Origin of the sequence: Algibacter pectinivorans (genome assembly GCF_900112595.1) — a bacterium.
Taxonomy (GTDB): Bacteria; Bacteroidota; Bacteroidia; order Flavobacteriales; family Flavobacteriaceae; genus Algibacter_B; species Algibacter_B pectinivorans.
The window spans coordinates 65,622-89,453 of the sequence record NZ_FOMI01000007.1; the positions used below are offsets into that span (position 1 = coordinate 65,622).

At 32.0% G+C, this 23,832-nt stretch carries 11 protein-coding genes; all 11 read right to left on the reverse strand.

Annotated features, from left to right (window positions below):
* Positions 1-8: 8 nt before the first annotated feature.
* The 11 genes from BMY96_RS11220 to BMY96_RS11270 all read right to left on the reverse strand — a co-directional run bounded on the left by BMY96_RS11220 (position 9) and on the right by BMY96_RS11270 (position 23,821).
* Complete coding sequence (locus tag BMY96_RS11220) at positions 9-1,538, reverse strand: sulfatase family protein (protein WP_092852190.1); 1,530 nt, start codon at positions 1,536-1,538, stop codon at positions 9-11.
* A 195-nt stretch (positions 1,539-1,733) separates the two neighbouring features.
* Complete coding sequence (locus tag BMY96_RS11225) at positions 1,734-2,615, reverse strand: hypothetical protein (RefSeq protein ID WP_092852193.1); 882 nt, start codon at positions 2,613-2,615, stop codon at positions 1,734-1,736.
* Positions 2,616-2,623: 8 nt separating this feature from the next.
* Entirely contained in the window at positions 2,624-4,513 is a 1,890-nt protein-coding gene (locus tag BMY96_RS11230; RefSeq protein ID WP_175473560.1) for a RagB/SusD family nutrient uptake outer membrane protein, read from the reverse strand.
* A 59-nt stretch (positions 4,514-4,572) separates the two neighbouring features.
* A complete protein-coding gene (locus BMY96_RS11235) occupies positions 4,573-7,773 on the reverse strand; it encodes a SusC/RagA family TonB-linked outer membrane protein (RefSeq protein ID WP_092852197.1) in 3,201 nt (1,066 codons plus the stop codon).
* A gap of 667 nt (positions 7,774-8,440) precedes the next feature.
* Positions 8,441-9,526 carry a T9SS type A sorting domain-containing protein gene (locus BMY96_RS11240; protein WP_092852199.1) on the reverse strand — a complete coding sequence of 362 codons (1,086 nt, stop codon included), beginning with the start codon at positions 9,524-9,526 and terminating at the stop codon, positions 8,441-8,443.
* Between the two features lie 79 nt (positions 9,527-9,605).
* The gene (locus tag BMY96_RS11245; RefSeq protein WP_092852201.1) at positions 9,606-11,339 is read right to left on the reverse strand and encodes a RagB/SusD family nutrient uptake outer membrane protein; all 1,734 of its coding nucleotides are present in this window, start codon (positions 11,337-11,339) and stop codon (positions 9,606-9,608) included.
* 12 nt (positions 11,340-11,351) lie between these two features.
* Positions 11,352-14,432, reverse strand: coding sequence for a SusC/RagA family TonB-linked outer membrane protein (locus tag BMY96_RS11250; protein ID WP_092852203.1), 3,081 nt, complete (start codon positions 14,430-14,432; stop codon positions 11,352-11,354).
* A 395-nt stretch (positions 14,433-14,827) separates the two neighbouring features.
* Positions 14,828-18,835 (reverse strand): hybrid sensor histidine kinase/response regulator transcription factor, encoded by a 4,008-nt coding sequence (locus tag BMY96_RS11255; protein WP_092852205.1) that lies wholly within the window; start codon positions 18,833-18,835, stop codon positions 14,828-14,830.
* Between the two features lie 132 nt (positions 18,836-18,967).
* The gene (locus tag BMY96_RS11260) at positions 18,968-20,806 is read right to left on the reverse strand and encodes a prenyltransferase/squalene oxidase repeat-containing protein (RefSeq protein WP_092852207.1); all 1,839 of its coding nucleotides are present in this window, start codon (positions 20,804-20,806) and stop codon (positions 18,968-18,970) included.
* 16 nt (positions 20,807-20,822) lie between these two features.
* Positions 20,823-22,244, reverse strand: a complete 1,422-nt coding sequence (locus BMY96_RS11265) for an arylsulfatase (RefSeq protein ID WP_092852468.1) — start codon at positions 22,242-22,244, stop codon at positions 20,823-20,825.
* Between the two features lie 101 nt (positions 22,245-22,345).
* Entirely contained in the window at positions 22,346-23,821 is a 1,476-nt protein-coding gene (locus tag BMY96_RS11270; RefSeq protein ID WP_139205249.1) for a sulfatase family protein, read from the reverse strand.
* Between the last annotated feature and the right edge of the window lie 11 nt (positions 23,822-23,832).

Below are 23,832 nucleotides of genomic sequence, written 5' to 3' on the forward strand. Positions count from 1 at the left end.
GTTTAATGTTAATCTTTGCCTGTAATGATTTTGTAGACTTCAATCATCTCGTTAAGTTTAGTGCTATTAGACTGCGCTAAATTAAACTGCTCGCTTGCATCTTCGCTAAGATTATATAACTGGTATTCTTTTGAGTTTCCTGTTTCAATATTTTGGTTCTTAAGAACTTTTGGCCCTTTATATGGTGGAATCATGACCCAATCCCCTTTTCTTAAAGCTGTTCTAGACATAGCTTCGATAATAATTTCTTCTCTACCAACATTACTTTTACCTAGAAAGGTATTTAGTAAGTTTTCACTATCTGTTTCAGGAATTTTTTGTTGAACCAAACTGGATAAGGACGCCATTAGGTCTAGTTGCGAAACTAAAGCATTTGAGGTTCCTGGTTTTATCTTACCTTTCCAATACGTTACAAATGGTACATGGGTGCCTGCTTGAAACAAACTGTATTTACCACCTCTAAAAGGGCCCCAAGGGCTATGATGTCCATTTTTTTCGACTGCTTCGTCGTAATAACCATCGTTTAAAACTGGTCCGTTATCACTAGAAAATATAATTAGAGTATTTTCTAATAACTTTTCATTCTTTAAAGTTTTCATTAATTGACCAATAGTCCAATCTGCCTCAACAATAACATCACCTCTTGGGCCCATTCCTGATTTTCCAACAAATTTTGGGTGAGGCGTTCTAGGTACGTGCGGTTGTTGTAAGGCATAATACATAAAGAATGGTTTATCCTTATTTTCCTTAACAAAATTCTGCGCTTTATTCAAAAACGTTTTAGACATTGTTGAGTCTACCCATTTTGCTCTATTTCCCCCTTTCATAAATCCAATTCGCGGTATACCATTTACAATACTGTTGTTATGAGTGTGATGCCACTTCATTTTGAGCATTTCTGGGTGATCTAAAGCTGTTGGTTCTCCTGTAAAATTCTCTTTATAACTCACTTCTATTGGATCATTTTTATCTAAATTCTCTACATAACCATTTTCAATATAAACCGTAGGAACTCTGTCTTGGGTTGCGGCCATAATATATGAGGTTTCAAAACCTAATTCGTTAGGTCCTGGCGTTATTTGCTCATTCCAGTTAATACTGCCATTTCCTAGCCCTAAATGCCACTTACCTATAATACCTGTAACATATCCGGCGTTATGCATTATTTTGGGTAAAGTTTGTTGGTCTACATCTATTAAAAGAGGTGCCGAACCTGGTAGTATTTTTGCTTCTTTTTTACGCCATGGGTATAAACCTGTAAGTAATGCATACCTACTAGGTGTGCATGTAGCTGAACTTGAGTAGCCATTTTTAAAAACCAATCCTCCTTTTGCTAAACCATCCATATTTGGCGTAGGAATTTTACCTCCATTAAACCCAACATCTCCATAACCAAGATCGTCCATATACACTATTATAACATTTGGTTTTTTGCTTACAGCTTGTTTTTTATTTTGAGACTTGCTACAAGATATACTAAACAAAAGGAGTAATACTAAGGACACTATATTTAGGGAATATTGTGAGTACGTTTTCATATTTATTTTTTTATAATTATTGTATACTTATGTTAAACATCGTGCATAGCATATATAGTTTATATTTTATGGCGCCTCTATTTTTTAGTAAAATAAGTCTACCATGATTTAAATATAAACTTTAGTCTATACAACAAATAAGGTTCTGTTTTAGTTGCAAAAAAAAACGCAACTAAGATTAAAATGTTACTATTTTTAAGGCGTTACGTTTATAACGGTTGGTATTATAAAGGTGTCATTACTTTCTCTTAAAGTCTCTGTACGAATTCGTCTAGCTAATAGCTCTATTTTATAATCGCCAACCTGATTAAACGTAATGGTATCGATAATTTTTTTCTCGAAGTCACCCGCCCTATTTAGGGTATTGCTTAAAATTGTAACGCGGTCGTCTTCATCTTCTTCATTGGTTACTACACGCCAGGTAGTTGTATTTGGTCTGGCATTATTATCAACAACAAAATTGCTTAGATCTTCAAAAATTATTTGTTCTCCTACATTTAATGTAATTGCAGTGGTATTCTCGTAATCGATAATAGTTTCATTTAAATATCTAATTTCTGGTTTTGCAACTACGGTATCATATACATCAATGGAGAATTCATGTTCTGCAACCCATTTACCGTTTATATTAACAGTTGCAATTGTATCTTCCATTGACTGGTTTAAGTCTAAATCATAAATATTGTAGATGTAAGATGTAGAATCTGCAAATTCACCATAATACTCTATTCTAGTATCGGAGTTTCCTTTCTTGAACATAATACTAACTGTTTTATCGTTGGAAACATTAGTAATTGGTTCTTTAATATAGTTATCATGATTGGGTAAATTATTTGGTATTGGCCCTTCTAAAAAAAAAGAATTTTCGGGAATGGTCCATCTTGTAACTAAAGCACCTGCCGATACATCACTAAAAGAGAAAAATTGATTTACTTCGGAATCTCTTATTTCATTATTTCCAGAACTCATGGTAATAAAAAGATCTGTAAAAGCTGGAGGGGTTTCATAATCGTCACTATTGCAACTAGTTATAAATATTGAGACTATTAAAAACAAAAATTTTAATACGTTTTTCATAATTTTAATTAATTTGAGTTTAGGTTGGAGTTAATCTCGTCTTGCGGAATAGGGAAATAGGCGTGTAAATTTTCTATAAAATTTTGCGAGCCTAATAAATGGTCTTTTAAATGCGCCTCTTTAGTTCTTCTATTAGCGTTAGTTTCAATTTTATCTGGATTTCTAAGAATGTCTAGAGGTGGCACTTCGCCAGTAGGCATTATTAAATTTCTAAATCTTATTGGGTTAGCTCCATTTATATTTTGCCTATAGCTATAGGCATCGTATTCCGGTATTGCAATGGCTTGCAATTGCTGCTTCCAAACTCCCCAACGCCTTAAATCTATATACCTTACACCTTCTAATGCTAACTCTAATGGTTTTTCGGTAAATCTTAAGTGTTCTCTTAAATTATCAATATTTACAGTTTGTTTGCCATTCTGAGCATCCATATCAATATCATCCATATAAGTAGAGTTTCCCGTAAATTCTCCAATACCAGGATTACCTAATAGAATAAGATGAGACCTTTTTCTAATTCTATTAATATATCTAAGAGCTTCTGTTAAATCTCCTTTTTCAATCATACATTCGGCATACAATAAATAAATTTCTGCTAACCGAATTACAGGAATATTTATACCTGACCTGCCATCTATACTTGGGTCTTGATCTTCTCCGCTACCTCCATTATTAGTATTCCATCCTGTAAATTTTTTCCAAATGTTAGGTGATGCCTTAGAGTGCGATCTGGCATTTGGATGTTGACCATACTCTGCTGTTGTTACACCGTACATTGGAGAGTCTAAATCGTCAACAGAAGATATAGAGTTTCCCATACGAAAACTATAATTACGCAAAACATTTTCATCTACTCCAATAAGGTCTCCGTTGCTTCTATCATAAAGGTTTCTATCTACATAATTCGCAGGGTCTAACGGGTCTGGTTTTTCTGCTCGATATTTTAAAGTTATCCATGATGAAGGTTGTATTACACGATTAATATTAAGTACCGATGAAATTCTTTGAGATACATTTTTTTCATCCACTCCTAACTCTACTCCAATTTGTTTGTAATTAATTTCAAAAATGGACTCATTATTAAACTCATCAATACCTGTAAAACATTTTTCTAGATTATCTGCTAGAGTATAGTTATAATTATTAATAACATTTAATAAAATTGGTTCTGCATTAGTAAAATCATTTTCATTCATATAACTTTTAGCCAAAAGAGCCTCACAAAATCCGGCTGTTACACGCCCTAAATTTCCTGAGCCAACATTACCCCAGTCATTATATGTTTTTGGTAAGTTTTCCAACCCATATTGTAAATCCTCTCTATAGAAATCTTTAATATCTTGAGAAGAAGAGAAGGATTTTTGAAAATCAATAAAAGTTGCAGGAACTGTTTCGAATAAAGGCAGTGATCCATTGTTATAAGAATTATGTAACACATAGTAAAAATAACCTCTAAGCGCTCTTGCTTGAGCCAAAATTCTTATACCAGCATCAATAGCGCTTTCATCAACAAAACTAGATTCTAAATTTTTATAAGCATCTATAACTTGGTTAGCTCTAAATACACCTTTAAAACAAGCATCCCATTTATCTTGTACTTCATCTGTAGTTAAATCGAAGGTTTGATCGTATATTGGGTTTCCTGAAATAAAGTTTCTTTGTGTTCCTGGTACGGCAACATCGGTTCGATATGGTTCAAAAAGAGTGCCTAAAACATTTTCATCTCTTAATGCGGCATATACTGCATTTAGTCCGGCATTTAAATCATTCGTATTTGCCCAAAAACTTTCGTTTGTAAGTGCATTTGGATTTACTTGCTCTAATTCTGCTGTACAGGATTGTAACACAAATACCAAGAATAATAAAGGAATTCCCCCTATTTTTAATGTCTTTTTCATATTTAAAAATATTTTGTCTGTTTTTATATATACTTTTTCCATCTTCCTTTTATTTAGAATTAAAACTGAAGTTGGACGCCAGCCCTATATTGCGAAGAAAGTGGATACCTACCCTGATCAATACCACGAGTACTTAATCCGTTACCTCCAACTTCTGGATCGAATCCAGAATAATCTGTAATAGTAATTAGGTTTTGTCCTTGAACGTAAAACCTACATTTGCTTAAACCTAAAGTATTAAGCACTTTTTTAGGTAAACTATAACCTAAAGATATATTTCTTAGTCTTACAAAATCTCCATCTTCTAAAAAATACCCAGAGGCTCCTCTATAAGACGATGATTGTGCACCATCGAACCATGGAATATTTGATGTTGGATTCCTTTCTGTCCAAGAATAAAATAGATCTTTATGGGTACCTACTTGATAAGCATACGCTTTACCTCCATTCATAACTTCTGCTCCAAAAGCACCATACCATTGCATTGTAAAATCGAATCCTTTGTAACTTGCAGAAATATTTAAACCGGCTTCCCAATCTGGGGTTCCACTACCGGAATATACTCGATCGTTATCATCAATTTTTCCATCTCCAGCGTCTGGTATTCCATCACCATCTGTATCTTCTGTTAATTGATCTACATATTTAAGTTCACCTATTTGGGCACCGGGATCTATGTTACGATATTCTTCCAGCTCTTCTTCTGTTTTTATTACGCCATCTGTTTCTCTAAGAAAAAATGCTGCTGCTTCATACCCTTCTGTTATAACACTAACCAATTCTCTGGTTCCAGCATCCGACACAAAACTTCTATCTAAATAAATTATAGGGTTATTTAAACTTGTTTTTGTTACTATATTACTATTACTAGTATATGTAGCCGCTACATTCCAATCGAAACCTGAATTTACACCTATGTGCTTATATTTTAAACCATACTCTACACCTGTATTTTTCATGTTACCCACATTAAAAATAGTGGTTCCATTATTGCCACTAACACCTGCAGATGGTGGATTAATCACTTGGTAAAGTAAATCTTCTTTTTCATTTCTATAAACATCTGTAGTTAGAGTTAGTTTATTTTTAAAAAAACCTATATCAAAGCCTAAATTTGTTTCTACGTTAGTTTCCCATTTTAAATCGGCGTTTGCATAGTCGAGTTGTGTTGTACCTAATACAACATTTCCAGAATCGGGATTATTTATATCTTCTGAAGCATTATCGCTTCCAAAAACGTAATCGCTTCCAACTTGAACAACAGTTTGATTACTATACGGTGTAAACCGGTCGTTTCCTGTGGTTCCATAGCCCAATCTCATTTTAATAGAGTTTACTGTTTTTTTAAGAGGTTCCCAAAATGGTTCGTCTGAAATATTCCAACCTACCGAAACGGAAGGAAAAAACCCCCATCTATTATCTTTTCCAAATTGCGAAGACCCATCGTATCTTCCACTAGCGCTTAATAAATACTTACCATCAAAATTATATTGTATTCTGGCTATATTTCCAATAAGAGTTCTTGTGTAATCTAGCCCACCAGACTCTACAGCTGCAATATCAGAATAATTATCTAACACCGTAATAGCTGGATTAATGTTAGATCTCTTTTCTACTCGGTATCGTTCGTTTTGAGATTTTTCAAAAGAGGTTCCTAATAAAACATTAAAATTATGTTTACCTATTTGCTTTTTGTAATTTAAAAACTGCTCTGAAGTAAGTTTTGAATAAGTAACATCTGTTAATCTTAAAGACGTTATATTATCTGGATCTGAGATTAAATTCCCATCTGTATCAAAAACATCAAATCTAGGAATTTGTCTTTCTTCTTTTGTATCTGAGAAGGTAGCTCCAAATCTTGAAGTAAATTTTAACGTTGTAATAGGTTCAAATTCTATTTGGATATTACCGGTTTGAGAATTTAAAAACCTTTCGTCTGTGGTTTTAAAAGAACGTGCTTGACTTGCAATACGTCTGGCTTCGTTTAAAAAGAAATCTTGATTTGGGTTATCTACACTAGTAGCTGCATTTTCTAAAGAATTGGTATCTAGATTTAATTGAGGAGTAAATGGCCTTAAACGATAAATCCTATTTGTTAAACCACTTAAAGGCACCAATTTTTCGTCCCTTCTAAGGTTTAAGCCCGTAATAATTTTCCATTTATTCTTTTTAAACTCTACATTAGACCTAATGTTAAATCTTTTAAAATCTGAATTATAAAAAATTCCTTCTTGCCCAAAATAATTAGCATTAAAATTATACGTTAACCCCTCTTTACCTCCTGAAACATTAATAGAATGATTTTGGATAGGTGCTAAATCATTCAATAATAAATTATCTAAAGTACTATTATTGGTAAAGTTATTAGGGTTTCTATGAATATGGCCATCTACGGTTCCCTTTGTTTTAACTTGGTTTATACTTAAGCCTGTTAATTGTACGTAGGTATACTGTTCTTTGGTCATTAGGTCGAAAGTTGGATTAATATCTTGAAACCCATACTCTGAATTTACCCGAATATCCATTTGACCAATTTTACCTTTCTTCGTGGTTATTAAGATAACTCCTCCGGCCGCACGTGTACCATAAATTGAAGCTGAAGCAGCGTCCTTTAATACATCTATAGATTCGATTTCGCTAATACTTAAACCTGGATCTTGATCGAAAGGGATACCATCTACAACATATAATGGTCCGTTTTGACCATCTATTAAAGAACTAAAACCACGAATTAATATATTGGCTTCTTCTCCTGGAGCACCCGATGAAGATGAAATATTTACACCCGCTATTTGGCCTTGTAAAGCTGTTCCTATATCCGAGGTTGTAACTTTTTCTAGTTCTTCTGCTTTTACCTGACCTACAGAACCAGTAACCTCCTTTTTTAGTTGTGTTCCATAACCAACTATTACAACTTCTTCTAGTGTAGAAAGATCTTCTTCCATAACCACGTTAATATTAAATTGGTCGCCTACCACAATAGTTTGGTTAATAAATCCTAAATAAGAAAACACTAAAGTTTGTTCTGCATTAGCACTAATAGAATAGTTACCGTCAAAATCTGTAACTACTCCATTATTAGTTCCTTTTACCACAACACTTGCTCCTGCTAATGGTAATCCGGCCCCAGTTACAACACCTGTTACATTTTTTGTTTGTGCTTGAATTACATTTGTCCATAGCAAGATTAAAAACGCAATCAAACAAGACTTTATACCCTTGGTTGAAAAAAGCTTAGTTTCACAAATTTTAATTTTCATATGTTGGTTGTTTTAGTGTTTTTAATTATTGTTGCAAATATTAATATTATTTATAAAGAGTAAAGTGCGTGTTTGTTTCCTTAATAGTTTGTTAATCTTTTATTGATACTAAATTGTTATATCCAATTATTAATGTGTTACAATTCTTGCAGTATTATTTAATCTCAAATTTTATAATGTTAGAGCTAACTAGTATTATATTTTTAATTTACTTTCTTAAAAAGTTTATTATGCCAAATCTATAACTACAATTATTTTTTTATCGGGTCAAATAATTCATTTTATAGGTTAAGTAAGTCCTTTTCCTTGTTTTTTAAGGGAAAATGCTACTTAATCATTATTGTTAATAAGTCTGCTTTGGAAATTATAATTTTTAGGAAATATCTACTTGCTATAACTTAAAACATTCTCCAATTTTGATAAATACTTATTACGGATATAATAAATAATGCTAAATACAGACTAGAGTTATAATGATGGATTATATACTAGCTTGCAAAAATTAACTTAAAAAAAACTGCTATTGGTTAATTTAAATTAACCAATAGCAGTTTTTATAGTGTTCTGATATTATTTAAACACAACAATTTGTAAATAAAAAACTAAACAATGCTTGTTCTTACAACATTAAACACACTGTTTAATTTTTGAAGACAAAATATGTAATCTATTTAATAATTAACTTTATACTCCTTACCTGACCAGCAAAATATACTTTAACAAAATAAAATCCGTTATTTAATTTAGCTGCTTCTGGGTAAATATGTACATTATCTGATATATTAAATTTATCTATAACTTTTCCGTGAATATCAAAAATTTGGCATTCTGCAGATTTTAATCCATTTGGTAGCCTTATTGTTAAACTACCTCCTTGGTTTATAGGATTTTTAATTATTAAATTGTCTACTTTACTTATGGAATTTACATTTAAAACGCAACTTGGATATTGCTCCACATCTGCTGGAGGTGGTACTTCTCCGTTTACAGCCGCTGGCATTCCAGGAACTCTGTGCCATCTTCTAAACGGGAGTGCTTGAAGTATTTTAAAGTCTGGTTCCTTAATTTTAATTGCATATTTAGGAATTGAAGTGTTTTTATCTTCTCGTGTCAAGGTTGCTGTTTCAAAGCCCACGGTTTTAATCAAATCAAATGCTTTTTGCATTTTATCTAAAGCATTGTCTCCTCTATCATCTATTATTCTTCCTCCTCGAAAACCTTCGGTATAAACAACCCCCATCATCCAAGATAAAATCTTGCTTCTAGTATCTACTACCTCTGCTGGGGCTGGGATAATAGGAGATGTACTTTTGGTATGGGTTGGATCAAAATCTTTAAAAGGGCCATCTGGATGCACCCAAAAAATGATATTATTTAATCTTTTTACTATTGCTGTTCTTTCTGCCGATGTTGGAGGCGGTGTAGTATTTAATTCATTTTTAATATCTTCATATCGTTCTAAATCCCAATAGATTCCTTCTATTCCATATCCATCACCAAAAGCTTCTACTACTTCATCTCTATACTCCTTTATGGCCCAAATTTTACCTCCATGATAGGTAACCCCATCTACTACTTTGCTATTTTCAAATCTGGTTTCGCCATCTCCAAACCATAAGCCTGTAAACAATGCTGTTTTGTTATAATCAAAACATTCTTCTTGATTTTGGGCTAACATATAATTACTAAATAATAAAAGCTGTAAAGTGACGAACACATATATTATTTGGGGTGGTAAGATACTTTTTTTCATAATTTAAATAAATTAAAGCTAATACTAAGGCGAATTTTATGCCTTATTTTAAGGTGTTATAAATAATAATTTTATGTTTTTAATTATAACCTGGGTTTTCTTTTAAGTTAGGATTATCATTAATTCTATTTACTGTAATTGGCAAATAATAATGTCTGTCTTGAAAAACTCGAGGACCTGTAGATTCGCCCCTTCTAATATCGACTTTATATTTACCCGTTGTTCCATTATAGGTGTATTTTAACCCTTTTAACTCAACTCCATCCAATATATCTTTTGCGATTCGCCATCTGCGTAAATCCCAATAAGCTTGGTCTTCGGCAAATAGTTCAACACGACGTTCTTGCTGAATGTTTTCTAATGTTAAATCCTTTCTTGCTGGCATACCTGCACGCTCTCTAATTATATTTATATTTGTTAACGCCTCATCCTCTTTACCTGGTAAGTGAAATGCAGCTTCTGCTAGATTTAGGTACATTTCACCTAAACGAAATACTATATAGTCTGTATCATCTGCTCCGGCATCTGGATTTATCTCACTTTCATCAATTCGTTTTCTAACTAGAAAACCTGTGCCATTACTAAGGTTTCTATTTTTTGCAGGCGCCCTATTTTCCCAGCCTTCTGGAGCATCTTCAGTATTAATTGTATTATCATGAAAGTATACATTACTACCCATCCAAGCTGAACCCGGATAAAAAATAGATGCTATAAACCTAGGGTCTCTAGTTCCAAAAAAGACATTGCTATCAATTTCTTTACCATCTATACTACTTCTATCTACTTTTCCTGAGGTTCCATCTACGAAATCGAATAACTCAACAGTATCATAGAACACGAAAAAATTAGATGCCCAACCAGAATCGAAAGGTTGAGGGATGGCTATAAAGCTCCAATTATGTGAATTTAATGTAGAGTCGTAAGCTTCTGAAAAAATAACTTCAGGGTTACCTTCTTCTTCAATAAATAACTGTTGGAAATTTTTTACTTTATCAGGATACTTAGTAAATAATGCATGCTCACTTTGATTGATAATTTCCTTAGAGGCATTATAAGCAATCTCCCAATATCTATCCGGATTATTAATTCCTAATACACCATCCAATTGTATTGAGCCATACTCTCCAATAGCACCAGCATATAATGCTGCTCTACTTTTGAGTGCCAAAGCTGCCCATTTTGAAGGTCTTCCTTGACTTGGGCTTAATGGGAGCACTTTAGAAATAGCTTCTGTTTCGCTAATAATAAAATCGTAAACTTCTTGTTCTGTATTTCTTGAAACAAAAAGCACTTCGTTTGAGTCATTAAGAGATTGGGGCTCCGTTATTATTGGCACACCTCCATATCGCTTTACCATTTGAAAAAACAGATAGGCTCTTAAAAAGCGTGTTTCAGCAATTTTTGAAGCTTTAAAAGTTTCATCTAATTGAGATATAGTCTCTAAATTAAAAATAATAGTATTCATATCTCTTAATGAATTATAACTCCAATATTGAAGCACTCCAGCCGGATCACCTGTTTGATCTATAACTCCCGTGGCAGCTCTAACAGGGGCTTGCCATCCTGCAAAATTTTTAAATTCGCCAGCCATATTGCCATCCAAACCAGCATTAAATCCACGATTTCCCGTATTATTTAAAAACAAAGATTCTTTATAGGCTTCATTTAATTTTAGATTTACTAAATTTTCATCTTGCCATACACTATCATCAGAAATCAATCCTAATGGTTGTTTATCAAGGACATCATCACTACAACTAAAAGTTAGTACGACTGCACCTAAAACTAAAATAATATTTAAAACTTTTTTCATGATTTTATTTTTTTATAATGTTACTTTAAGACCTAATGTTAATGTTTTCATTATAGGATAATTATTCCCGTCTTGATTCGCTGGCCCTTCTGGGTCGAAAGTATCTTTATAAATCCCAAATTTGTTAAAACTAAACAAATTGGATGCAGATGCGTAAATATCAAAACTGCTAAACCCTAACCTTTTTATAAGATCTTTATTTAATGAATAGTTTAAGTTTATTGATTTTAATCTTAAATAAGTTCCATCTAACAACCAAAAATCCGATGATTTTGAGTTATTGTTAGATGTACCCGTTTCTGTTATTCTTGGGAGTCTTACATCTGGATTTATATTAGTTCCTGGATTATCGTAATCCGGTCTCCATGAATATTTATATTGGTAATCATACGGTATAGAACCATTGTTAAATGCTCCACGTGCACCACCACCAATTTCTGTGCTAAATAAACTAGCGCCTTGAAATAATGCGGCTATTGAAAAATTCTTGTATGTAGCACTCAGGTTAAGACCATAAGATATATCTGGTGTAGCACCATAACCAATATCATCTCTATCTCTATCGTCTAAAACTCCATCTTTATTTAAATCTATATACCTAATATCTCCCGGTACTAAAGTTGTATTTCCATTACCATCTTGATCGAAAGTTAATGCATCAATATCTGCTTGAGTCATAAATAAGCCATCGCTAAGATACCCTATGTTTCTATTGGTATAATTACCTTCTCTTTTTCTCAACCTAATATCATCTGGGTCTGTAAATTCTGTTTCAGAAAATTTCACCCACTTTTGGCGAGCCCAACCTACATTTGCAGAAACGCTATAACTAAAATCTGAACCTATTCTATTTCTGTGATTAAGCACTAAATCAAAACCTCTATCATCTCTACTATTAATATTTTCTTGAGGTAGGTTCCCTCCAAAAGTACTTGGTACATCTCTTTGGTTTGTACCAAAAATTCCTTCTGTTAGTCTATAAAACACATCAAATTCAAAGCTTAATTTACCATTCCAAAAATTACCATCAACACCAATGTTGTAAAGTGTATTATCCAACCAAGTTACTCCGGGGTTTGGCAGTCCATTACTTCTAATTATTTGTCCTGCCCCACTATCAATTAAGTATACACTATCTAAAATATTATAACCTGTTAGATACCTAAAATCTCCCACGTTATCGAGTCCTGTTTGACTATAGGATAGCCTTAGTTTTAAATTGTTAATTGCTGAAAAATCTTCAAGAAAATTTTCTTCAGATATTCTCCAAGATCCCGAAACACTAGGAAAGTAGCCCCATCTACTATCTGGACTAAATTTTTCTCCTGTAGCATCTGCTCTCATAGTGGCTTCTAAATAATATTTGTCTTTATAGTTATAATTTAATCTACCTACATAACTTTTTCTACCCGACTCTCTGGCATTTGAGTTATTTTCCTGTGTGTCTTGACTTCCTGAACTTAAATAAGGAATATCTGTGGAAACTAAATCGAATCGGCTTGCTTGAATTTCATCATTAGAAAAGTCAATAGTTTCAACCAAAGCAAGCGCATCAAAACTATGGTTGCCAACTTTTTTATTATATTCTAGTGCTAAAAGCGGATACATTTGAATTCGTTTTCTATAAGTTTCGCTTATACTACTTCTAGAATTTTGTATTCCTAAATCTGTATAACTATCTGTATCATAATCATAACTATATACGTTATATGATTTTCTTAATGATTTTTCAGAATCGTTTAACGTTTCGTAATTGAAAATAGCTTTTGCAGATAGTCCAAAGTCGAATTTATATTTTAATTCAAACTTGCCTATTAAACGCTCACTAATAATCTCATCAAATCCTGCAAATTTCTTTTGGGTTGCGGCATATGGACTTCTAGTACCAAAACCGGAAAAGGCGGCTCTATTTTGGTCCGGTAAAAATGCAGAATATACTGGTTGGGCCGTTTTAAGCGCCTGATATATTGAACTTAAATCTGTCCCAGGGGACTCCCTGTTTTCTCTTCTATATGAAATATCAACACCAATTGATAATTTTTCATTAATCTGTACATCAACATTAGACCTAGCATTGTACCTTGAAAAATTTAAATCACCAGAACGAAAAGCACTTTCTTGATCTAATAATCCAATTGATGTAAAATATTTTGCATTTTCAGTACCACCACGAACACTAAGGTTGTGCTGCATCATTGGTGTCCAATTTTTAAAAACCGCGGCATCCCAGTCTTGATTTACGTAATTAGGGTTGTTTCCTGCACGAAAGTTCTCTACATCCTCTTGAGTATATGTATCATCCAAACTACCACCTCCGTTAAGATCGGATTCTCTAACTAATGTCGCATAGTCCCAAGAGTCTACTGTGTTACGTGATTGTGTAGGTTGTTGAAAACTGGTACTTGTATGAAAAGAAATTTTAGGTTTTCCTACTTTACCACGTTTTGTAGTAATTAATACAACTCCATTACCTGCTCTAGATCCATAAACCGCAGCAGCACCGTCTTTTAGTACCGAAATGGTTTCTATGTCGTTAGGGTCGATTCTATCCATAGGAGTTTGTAAACCATCTACTAAAATTAAGGCATTTCCAAACCCCCTAATATTAATAGCTGTAGCATCTGCCCCAGGAACTCCTGTAGTCTGTTTAGTAATAAGCCCAGGAATACGACCTGCTAATAACTCGGTAGCCGTACTTGTAGGAGCTTGCGTAAGCTCTTTGGACTGTACAGACGATACTGCGCCTGTAATAGAAGATTTCTTTTTAGATCCATAACCAACAATAACTATTTCGTCAAGTTTAGCAGTATCTTCCTTTAAAGTTATTAGGTAGTTGTTTTTAGAAGTCACGGTAACTGTGGTTTTTAAAAACCCTAAATATGAAATTTCTAGCACATCTCCTGGCGAGGCATTTATTGTAAAAACACCATCAAAATCGGTATACGTCCCTGTTGTTGTATTTGTTATAGCTACAGATGCAGAAGGCACTGGTTGCAAATTTTCATCTGTTACCTTACCAGTAATTGCATTTTGCGAAAATGCAACTTGCCCTAAAGATATTAGAATGATAAAATAAAATAGAAGTGTTTTCATTGCTTTGGTTTTAAAATTTAGTTAAAATTATAGTTACACAAACTAAAAGGTTTTGAAGAGAAAACATCAGGGTAAATAGAGCAAGAAAGGGTAGAAATAATTCAATTTCTTAAAAAGAGAATAGTTACAATTGTTAATAACTTATATCCGTTTAAGCTTTGTTGGTTTATTAATATTGTTAATAACTATTTGCGCTTATATAAAAATAAGAATACCAGCACGTTATATTTTAAAAAAGCTGTTTTTAGAATTGTATAATTATATTCTATTAAGAAGGAATAAAGCAAATTTATGCTTTTAAAACACTTGCTTAAAGGCAAAAATTTTAAATTGACGATACTAAATTTACTAGAATAACAGATAAATTTTTAACCCTATAATGTGTTATTAAAAAACTAAATTGTTTCCTCGTTTTGCGACTGAACAATTGATTTGTATTTAGAAGGTAAGCACCCAAACTGCTTTTTAAAAGACACCTTAAAATATTTATAGTCATTAAAACCTACCCGCATGGCAACATCTGCCATTTTAAGGTTTTCGGTAAGAATTAATTCTGCCGATTTTTTAAGCCGAATTGAACGTATAAACCCTGTTAATGAGAGACCTGTAAGTGATTTTATTTTTCTATACAGGGTAGATTGACTCATATGACAGATATCCATTAAACTATTAATACCAAAATCTTCATTTAACAGATTATTTTCCACAGCAGTAATTACCTTATTAATAAAAACACTTTCAAAATCGTCTGTATCTACTTTTGATACTGTGGGCTCAAAACGAACTTTATTTAAAAAGTACTCTCTCATTTTTGATCGGTTTTGTAATAAAGTGGCTATTCTAGCCTTTACAATTTGTGGATCAAAAGGTTTTGTTATAAAATCGTCTGCACCAGTTTTAAGTCCTTTAATTTCGTACATATTAGATGATCTTGCGGTAAGTAAAATTACAGGAATGTGAGAGGTACTTATATTTGTTTTTAAATTTTTACAAGCCGTTAAGCCATCCATAACAGGCATCATAATATCGCAAAGTATTAAATCGCAATTTTCTTTAGAGGCTATTTTTATGCCTTGTTTCCCGTTTTTAGCCTCTAAAACATTATAAATTGGAGAAAGAAACTGACTTAAATATTTTCGAATGTCTTTATTATCGTCTACAATCAAAATTGTATTTTTCTTTTGTTCTAATTCAAGGTTTTTAATGTTTAATTCCTTTAAATCTAACTTTTCATAAATTTCAATTTTATCAGTGTTCTTAAAATCGGAATCAATATGTCTCTCATTATAACTTATAGACAATGGAAATTTAATTATAATTTCGGTTCCCTTATTTACTGCGCTAACCACCTCTATTATACCATGATGAAGCTCTACAATTTTTTTAGTAAAACTTAAACCAATACCGCTACCAATAAATTGAGATGTGTTAGTTGATTGAATTTGAAAGAAACGATTAAATATTTTATCCTGAAACTCTTTGCTCATACCTGCTCCATTATCTTGAAGCCTTAATACACAAAAGTTATCTTCTGTATCGACACTTAATTTTATATTTCCACCCTTTGAAGTAAACTTAAATGCATTAGAAATTATGTTGCATAACACAATTTCTACCTTATTTCTATCAAAAGGAAAAACTATTTCATTTTTTTCCTTTTTATAGGTGTATTCTATATTATTTTCATCAGCTTGATCTTTAAAGTATAGAAATACTTCTTCTGTAAATCTCACAAAATTACCATCGCTAACATTTAGTTTTAGTAGTCCATGGTCTGCTTTTCTAAAATCCAGTAATTGATTAATTAGATTAAGTAAACGTGTTGCATTTTTATCGACAGTAATTAATTTTTCAGCAATATCGGTTTTTAAATCTTTTATGGACATAAGTTCCTTAATTGGCCCCGTTATTAGCGTAAGTGGAGTTCTAAACTCATGAGAAATGTTAGTAAAAAAAGTAAATTTGGCTTCACTTAGCTCCTGTTCTTTCTTTAATTTGTTACGTAATTTGGAGTGCCTTAATAAAACATAATAGAAGCTAGTTATTACCAAACAGAACACCAAAACATATAAGACAAATGCCCACGGACTTAGCCAAGGCGCGTAATGTATTTTTATATTTAATGATTTTGGCTCAGACCAGTTTTGTGAATCAATAGAGGAGCTTAAAAGCAGCTTATAGTTTCCGGGAGGTAAACCTACAAAATGAACTTCATTCTGTAATTTTAAATTTACCCAGTCGTTTTGGTAGCCTTCTAGTTTATAGCGATAATTATGCACTTTGTGTGAAAAATTTGAACTTGTAAAACCAATAGCGAAAGATTTTTCTTTATGAGTAAACTCTATATCTTTAACGTAACTAAAATCTTTATTTAGGTTAACAAATTCATCTTTTGGATTGTTAGGTGTTACAATTTGATTATTTACATACAAATGCGTTAACAAAATTTCACTATTAATCTCTGTTGCTTTTTTTATTTTATTTGGATGAAAATATGTTAAATTACCCAGTCCGCCGGCATAAATCCATGAACTATTATCTTTAAACAAACTTCTTATATAAAATTGCGAAGTGTAAACACCATCATTTCTACCATATTCTACAAAAGAATAATCCTTAATGTTTAATTGAACCAAATTAGTTGTTGTAGTTAACCAAAGTGTCTCATCAAAACTTGTAATACCAGAAATAAAATCGTTATAAAGGCCATCTTGCTTAGAAGTTCTTTTTATTAATTTTAAGGAGTTGTTTAAATATTTTAATTGAAAAAGCCCATCTGGAGTACCTAGCCATAAATAATCTTTATAAACATATACCAGATTTATAATTGCTGGTAAAGCCGTATTAAATAATTCTTCATGATGTACAAATTTTTTATTAGCATAATCGTATAAATAAATACCATTATAAGTACCAAGCCAAAGGTTGTTAAGGCTATCGCGAACTATAGAGGTTATACGGGTACTTCCCAGTGCATTTTTCTCATCTTTATACGTAAATCTATCCTTTATTACAGGCGCTTTAGGATTGGAAATATCTAAGAGCAATAAGCCTTCTTGTTGGGTGCCTACCCACATTAAATTGTCATTTTCTATTAAATAAGAAGTAGCTAAAGGAATTTTAATGGAGCTTATTTTTTTGCCAGACTCACTCATTAAAAAACACTCATCTGAGGTTCCTACGTAATAAATTGAGTTATTCTCATAAATAGATAATACTTTTTTATTTCCTATATCCTTAACTTGTTTAAGGCCTGATAAAGAGTCTCCTATAAACAAGCCATTACGTAAAGTTCCTAACCAAAATTTTTTCTTTTTAAAAACAGAAAGTATAACGAGGTTATCCTTTAAAACTAAATTTTGTACAACTGCATCTATGTTTTTAAAGCCTTTGCCCTCTGTTAGTTTTATTATACCTCCTAAACCAGTGGCAATCCAGAGTACATTATCTTTATCACTATGAATATTAATTATAATATCATAATTAACAGTTTTTTTTTCATTAGGGGGATAAACCAAATTAATTTTTTCAAATTCACCTAAAACATCATTATGCCTATATAAACCTTTACCCCAAGTACCAACCCATAATTTATTTGTTTTATCAAGAAAAAGTGTAGAAAAAAAATCTGTATCGATTGAAGTGTTAATTTTTTGAATATTTTGATTATCGAAATTAAGTTGAAAAATGGGCTTGTTATTTATTATTTCATCAGAAAAAGTACTAACCCATAAACAATTACGTTTAGTATCTTCAACAATACCTGTTATTATAGAAAGTTCTTCATTGAGTTTAAATGATAATACCCTCTTTTCCGAAGGATCATATTTTTTTAAAGTGTTTTTGGATCCAAACCACATATTTCCATAAGTATCTCTTATAATACTTATTACTTGTTTAAAAAGGTAATGTTCTAATAACTTATCGTAAGTATTATTTATAACAAATAGGCCATTTTCGCTAGTACCAACCCAAATATTACCATTAGAATCCTCGTTAATTGCTCTAACTCTTAATGATACTTTTTCATTACCGCTTAATATTGTATTAAAATTATCTAATTCGCCTGTTTCTAATTTTATGCGAGACAAACCTCCACTTTTAGTACCAATCCATAAATTATTCTTACTATCTATAAAAAGAGTTTCGATATTTTCGTTATGAAGCCCCGGATATTCTGGTCCAGGCTTAATGGTTGTATAATTATGTCCATCAAATTTAATAAGTCCGTTTTCTGAAGCTATCCATTTAAAATTTAATGAATCACTAACCACTTGAGAAACATAGTTATGTGAAAGACCTTGCTCTGTTGAAATATAGTCTAATAGATACTCTTGTTTAAACTCTTGAGAATATCCAATAAGCGAGCAAAAAAATAAAAAAGTCAAGATCACTTTATTCATAAATAAAAATATTTTAATTCAGAGACGGTTAACTCTGGTCGTTTTAGTTAGGTTGTTTAAAAATGCTTCCATAATCACCAATTTTTGTTTTAATTAGAATAAAACTAAGATTTTATTAAGAACTAAGCACCATTAATTAGTCCACCACTCCCACTGCGATTGGTGTTTTTTTAAATAATTAATTGCCGCTTTGCTACCATAATATCTTAAAGTTCCAGAAGGCATGCGTATTACACATACCGACCTTCCATTTAAAGAAGCCTCTATATACGATTTAAAATGGTAATCTTTGGCTATAAATATATTTCTAAATTGTAGTATGTGTTCTTGCCATTTATTAATATTACCATGTGCGTCACCGTCTGCAATAATTGGTAAAACACCTTCCCACCTTTCTTTATAAGGGAAGTGCCTAACCCAATCTATATTACCAAAATGTGCTCCTGGCACAGCATTATAACCATAACCAAAATCCAAACCTTCATCGTATACTTGGTAAGCATTAATCATAGAATAATCAAGCTCTGGATAAAAAAGTGTTTCTTTACTTAATTTCCTTATTGGCCGAATAACATTTGTTTTAAAACCAATCCAACTAAGACCTTCTTTTCCTGCATTAAATGCCTTGTTATATATTTGCGCCTGTTTATAAGATAAATTTGGTGGCACTAAAAAATTAGAGATATGGTCTGCCTTTTGATTGTTATTCCAGGTTAATTTATGGCTGTAATTTTCAGGCAATTCCAAAACTTCCAATTTATAGTTTTTTTGTTTTACATAACTTTTATTTTTAGTTACTTGAGCGCTAATTCCGTTTTTAAAATCGATATGCTTTGTATTTGTTTTTACGCCTATTAAATTTATATTCATTTTAACAATAGAATCAATCATACCATTACCTCCTACAGGGCTTTTATGGAATGCCTGATAAATAGAGTATTTACCTTCAGGTATATATTTATTTTTATTTACTCTTTTCTTTTGAGTAATTGCTGAATTTGCATTTCCTGTTAGATAATGTAATGAAGAAACAGCATAATATGTGCTGTAGATTCTAGATTTCCAACCTGGTCTATCTGCAAAACCACCATCGTAATTTTGCAAAGAATTTAACCATTTAGCACATTTTTTAGAATCTTTTGGCTTAGCCCCTAATACTTGTAAAGCCTGAAGTGCACACCAGGTATACCATACATCTGGTTTATTACTAATCTCTTTGTTATCTGGATTATATTTAAACCCGCCATTACTGGTCTGACAGGCTTGAAGCCATTGTATACATTTTTCTGAATTGGGAATATCCTTTCCTAGACTCTTTAAAACTAATATAGCATAACTGGTAATTACTAAATTAGCATCTTTATTTGTTGGGGTGGGTATTGCACTAACATCATCGACAAAAGCACCATTGTTAGCCTGACGACTTAGTAAATAGTTTTCAATACTACCCTTATTGGAAACATGGCCGTCTAATAAACTTATAGCTCCCAACATATGCCACAGGGAGGCTATATTAAAAAAAAAGCCCTTCTTATATTCACTAAATTCTAAATAACCTTTGCGAGGTTTAAATTTAATTTCCCAAGTTTGATTACGCTTAACACCACTTTCAAAATTTATATCAGATACATTATATAAATGATACAAATTTGCTTTTTGATAGAAGGACCAATACCAAGGCCCATTTTTTCGAGAATTTATTTCAATCCAAGACTTATTTCCATTTTTAAAGGCCTCTTTTTCTCGCGGTATATTAGCTCCTAAAATTTTTAACGTATAAATGGCTGGGTAATTCCATGCCAAATCAGTATATTCTTTATTTTGAGGTCCAAAGGCACCGTTTTCCTTTTGATGGTCTAATAAATAAGATACAACAGAAGAAGCGTCGACCCTTTTTTGCTGAGCAAAATTAAAAAAACCAAGAAGAAAAACAGATATAAATAGCGAACTTTTAAAAAACTTAAACCTCATAAATAATTTAATTAAATTACTCCATAACAAAGTACTCTACGTCAAAACGTGTTTTATGCATTAACTGCTCAATCTTCTTTACTATTTCTGGATACATCTTGGCTACATTATTTGTCTCTCCTTTATCTACAGTTAGATCATAAAGTTCTAATCTAGCTTTTGGATTTTTAGCTATACCTTGTCTTACTGCTTTCCACTTACCCATTCTAAGAGCCTGACTTTCAAAGGCGTTTCTTTTTTTAGGGTCGTCTCCCACTTTCCATCCATAATTATATTTAAAAAATTCCCAATAAAGAAAATCATGTTCTTTTTGCTCTTTCCCTTGTAACTCATTTACAAAAGATATACCATCTATATTTTTAGGAGTTTCTATACCGGCAATATCGCAAGCAGTAGGTAAAAAATCTGAAAAATCGGACACTAAATTACTTGTTGTACCAGGCTTAATATTACTTGGCCAACGCACAATCATTGGTGCTTTTATTCCGCCCTCGTAAAGGTCCCTTTTAAACCCTTTAGATGGTCCATTACTATCGTAATACTTATTTACATTTGGAGTAGGCCCATTGTCACTTGAAAATATTATTATAGTATTTTCATCTATATTATAAGCTTTAAGCTGGTTAATAATTTTTCCAATATCACTATCCATCCTTGTAATCATTGCTGCATAATTTTTAATAGGTTGCGGCATGTCCAAATCTGTATAAGGTGCATCATCTGGTACTTGATACTTTCCATGCGGAATGGTGTATGGCAAGTATAAAAAGAAGGGGGATTCTTTATGTTCTTTAATAAAGTTTAAGGCTTTTCCCGTAAAAAGATCATGACTATATTGTAATTCTTGATTGTTAGCATTTTTTTCTAACACGTATTTTTCTTCATTTTCCCATAAATAATTTGGATAATATTCATGTGCATTTCGTTGATCTAGATAACAAAAGGAATAATCAAAACCTTGGCTATTTGGGCCTCCTACCGATTTTGGACCTCCTAATCCCCATTTACCAATTACTCCCGTATTATACCCCCCTTTATTAAGTAATTTTGCTACGGTTATAGTGTTTTCTGGAATAGCTAAATTCCCCTCTTCTTGTATTGAAAAATTACCTCTAATATATGCATGAGCGGTATTTAACCCAGTCATTAATACGCCTCTTGATGGTGCACATACCGTACTACCAGAATAATGTTCTGTAAAACGTATGCCTTCGCTTGCCATCCTATCTAAAACAGGAGTTTTAATAATTTTTTGTCCATAAGACCCCAAATCTCCATATCCCATATCGTCGGCAAGGATATAAATAATATTTGGTTTACTTAGTGCTTGCTTATTATCCTTTTCAGAGGTAGTCATCTTACAAGACTGGCAAAAAACAACCATTAAAACTAAGATTGCATTTATGCTTTTTGTTTTATTTTTTATGTAAATATTCATTTTTGTTTTTTTGTTTGGTAATAAATTAATTATAGAAAGAATTAACTTTAAACTAAAACAAGGCAAACGCTAAGTGGATATAGGTTTACATTGTTTTAATATTACATGCCATCATCCCCTAATAAGGTCGCTTTCCAATATTCTAAATAATCTTCATCTGATATATTTTCAGATAGACCTTTGGCCTCCATTTTCTCTTTAAATTTGCCCTCCATAAGTTTAGCCGCAAAAGTTATTTCCTGGGGGTTTTCAGGATATGTTCCGAGGTCTACTTTTTCTAACCATTTATTTAGCTCTTTTTTTAGTTCATTTTTTTCAGCGCTATATTTTTTAGAATCGGCTAAGTTATTTAACTCAAAAGGATCTGCAATTAAATCATAAAATTCTTCTGAAGGTCTGTAATTGCTAAAAAACCGAGCTTGTTCCTTATTAAGTTCTCCTTTTTCAAACATAACTTGCATTAGTGTTAAAACAGGGTAAAAATTCTTTTTGTAGGCATTAAACTGAGTGTATGGCCTATCAGTATAAAAATTTCTAATATATTTAAATTTTTCACTTCTTATCATACGAATTCTATCTACTGTTTCGTCCCTACGATCTCTCATACTGTAAACAAAATTGCGTTTAAAATCATTATTTAAAAAATCATGCCCTTGAATATATTTGGGAATAGGTAGATTAGCTATTTTTAAACTAGTAGGTGCCAAATCTAAATTATTAATTAATTGATCATTTACTGTCCCTGGTTTAATTTTTTCAGGCCAGCGGACTATAAGTGGTGTATTAATACCCGAATCGTACAAAAATTGTTTTGATCTTACCATTGGTCTTCCTTGATCCCCAAGAAAAAACACTACAGTATTTTTAGAGAGTCCTTGCTTGTCTAGTCTATTTAGTATTTCGCCAACTTCTTTATCAACATATTGAACCGTTTCTAAATACATAGCCCAATCCTTCTTAGCAATGGGATGGTTAATATAATAAGGTGGCAGTTTTACATAATTGGGGTTTATAGGATGTACTGAATCCTCTAAAAATGGTCTGTGAGGGTAAGAGATTTGTATTTGAGAGAAAAACGGCTGTTCTTTTTCTCTATTTTCCCATGATGCGCCATTAAAAAGGTTTTCTTTAGAATGAATAAAATTGTAATCTGTTTTACCCTTATTGGTCACATAATACCCTGCTTGTTTAAAATATTCGCTAATTGGTTTTACTGGGTTTGGTAATGAATCTTTAAACTGCTTACGGTGTTGGTGGCAATCAATACTTACAGGGTACATACCTGTTATCATAGAGGAACGACTTACCGAGCAAACTGCAGCTACTGTAAACATATTAGTGTAACGTGCTCCTTGAGAGGCGAGTTTATCTATATTAGGAGTATGAATTAAATTGTTTCCATAACACCCTAAATCAACACCTAAATCGTCTGCAATAATCCATAAAATATTTGGTTGATTTTGCGATGTTTTATCATATTTAGTTAAGTCATTGCTACTTTTACTAGAATTTGTATTTAAGCATGAAACCATTGTAAATAAAATTCCTATTTTTAAATATTTAAATAGTTTAGGCATAATAAGTTTAG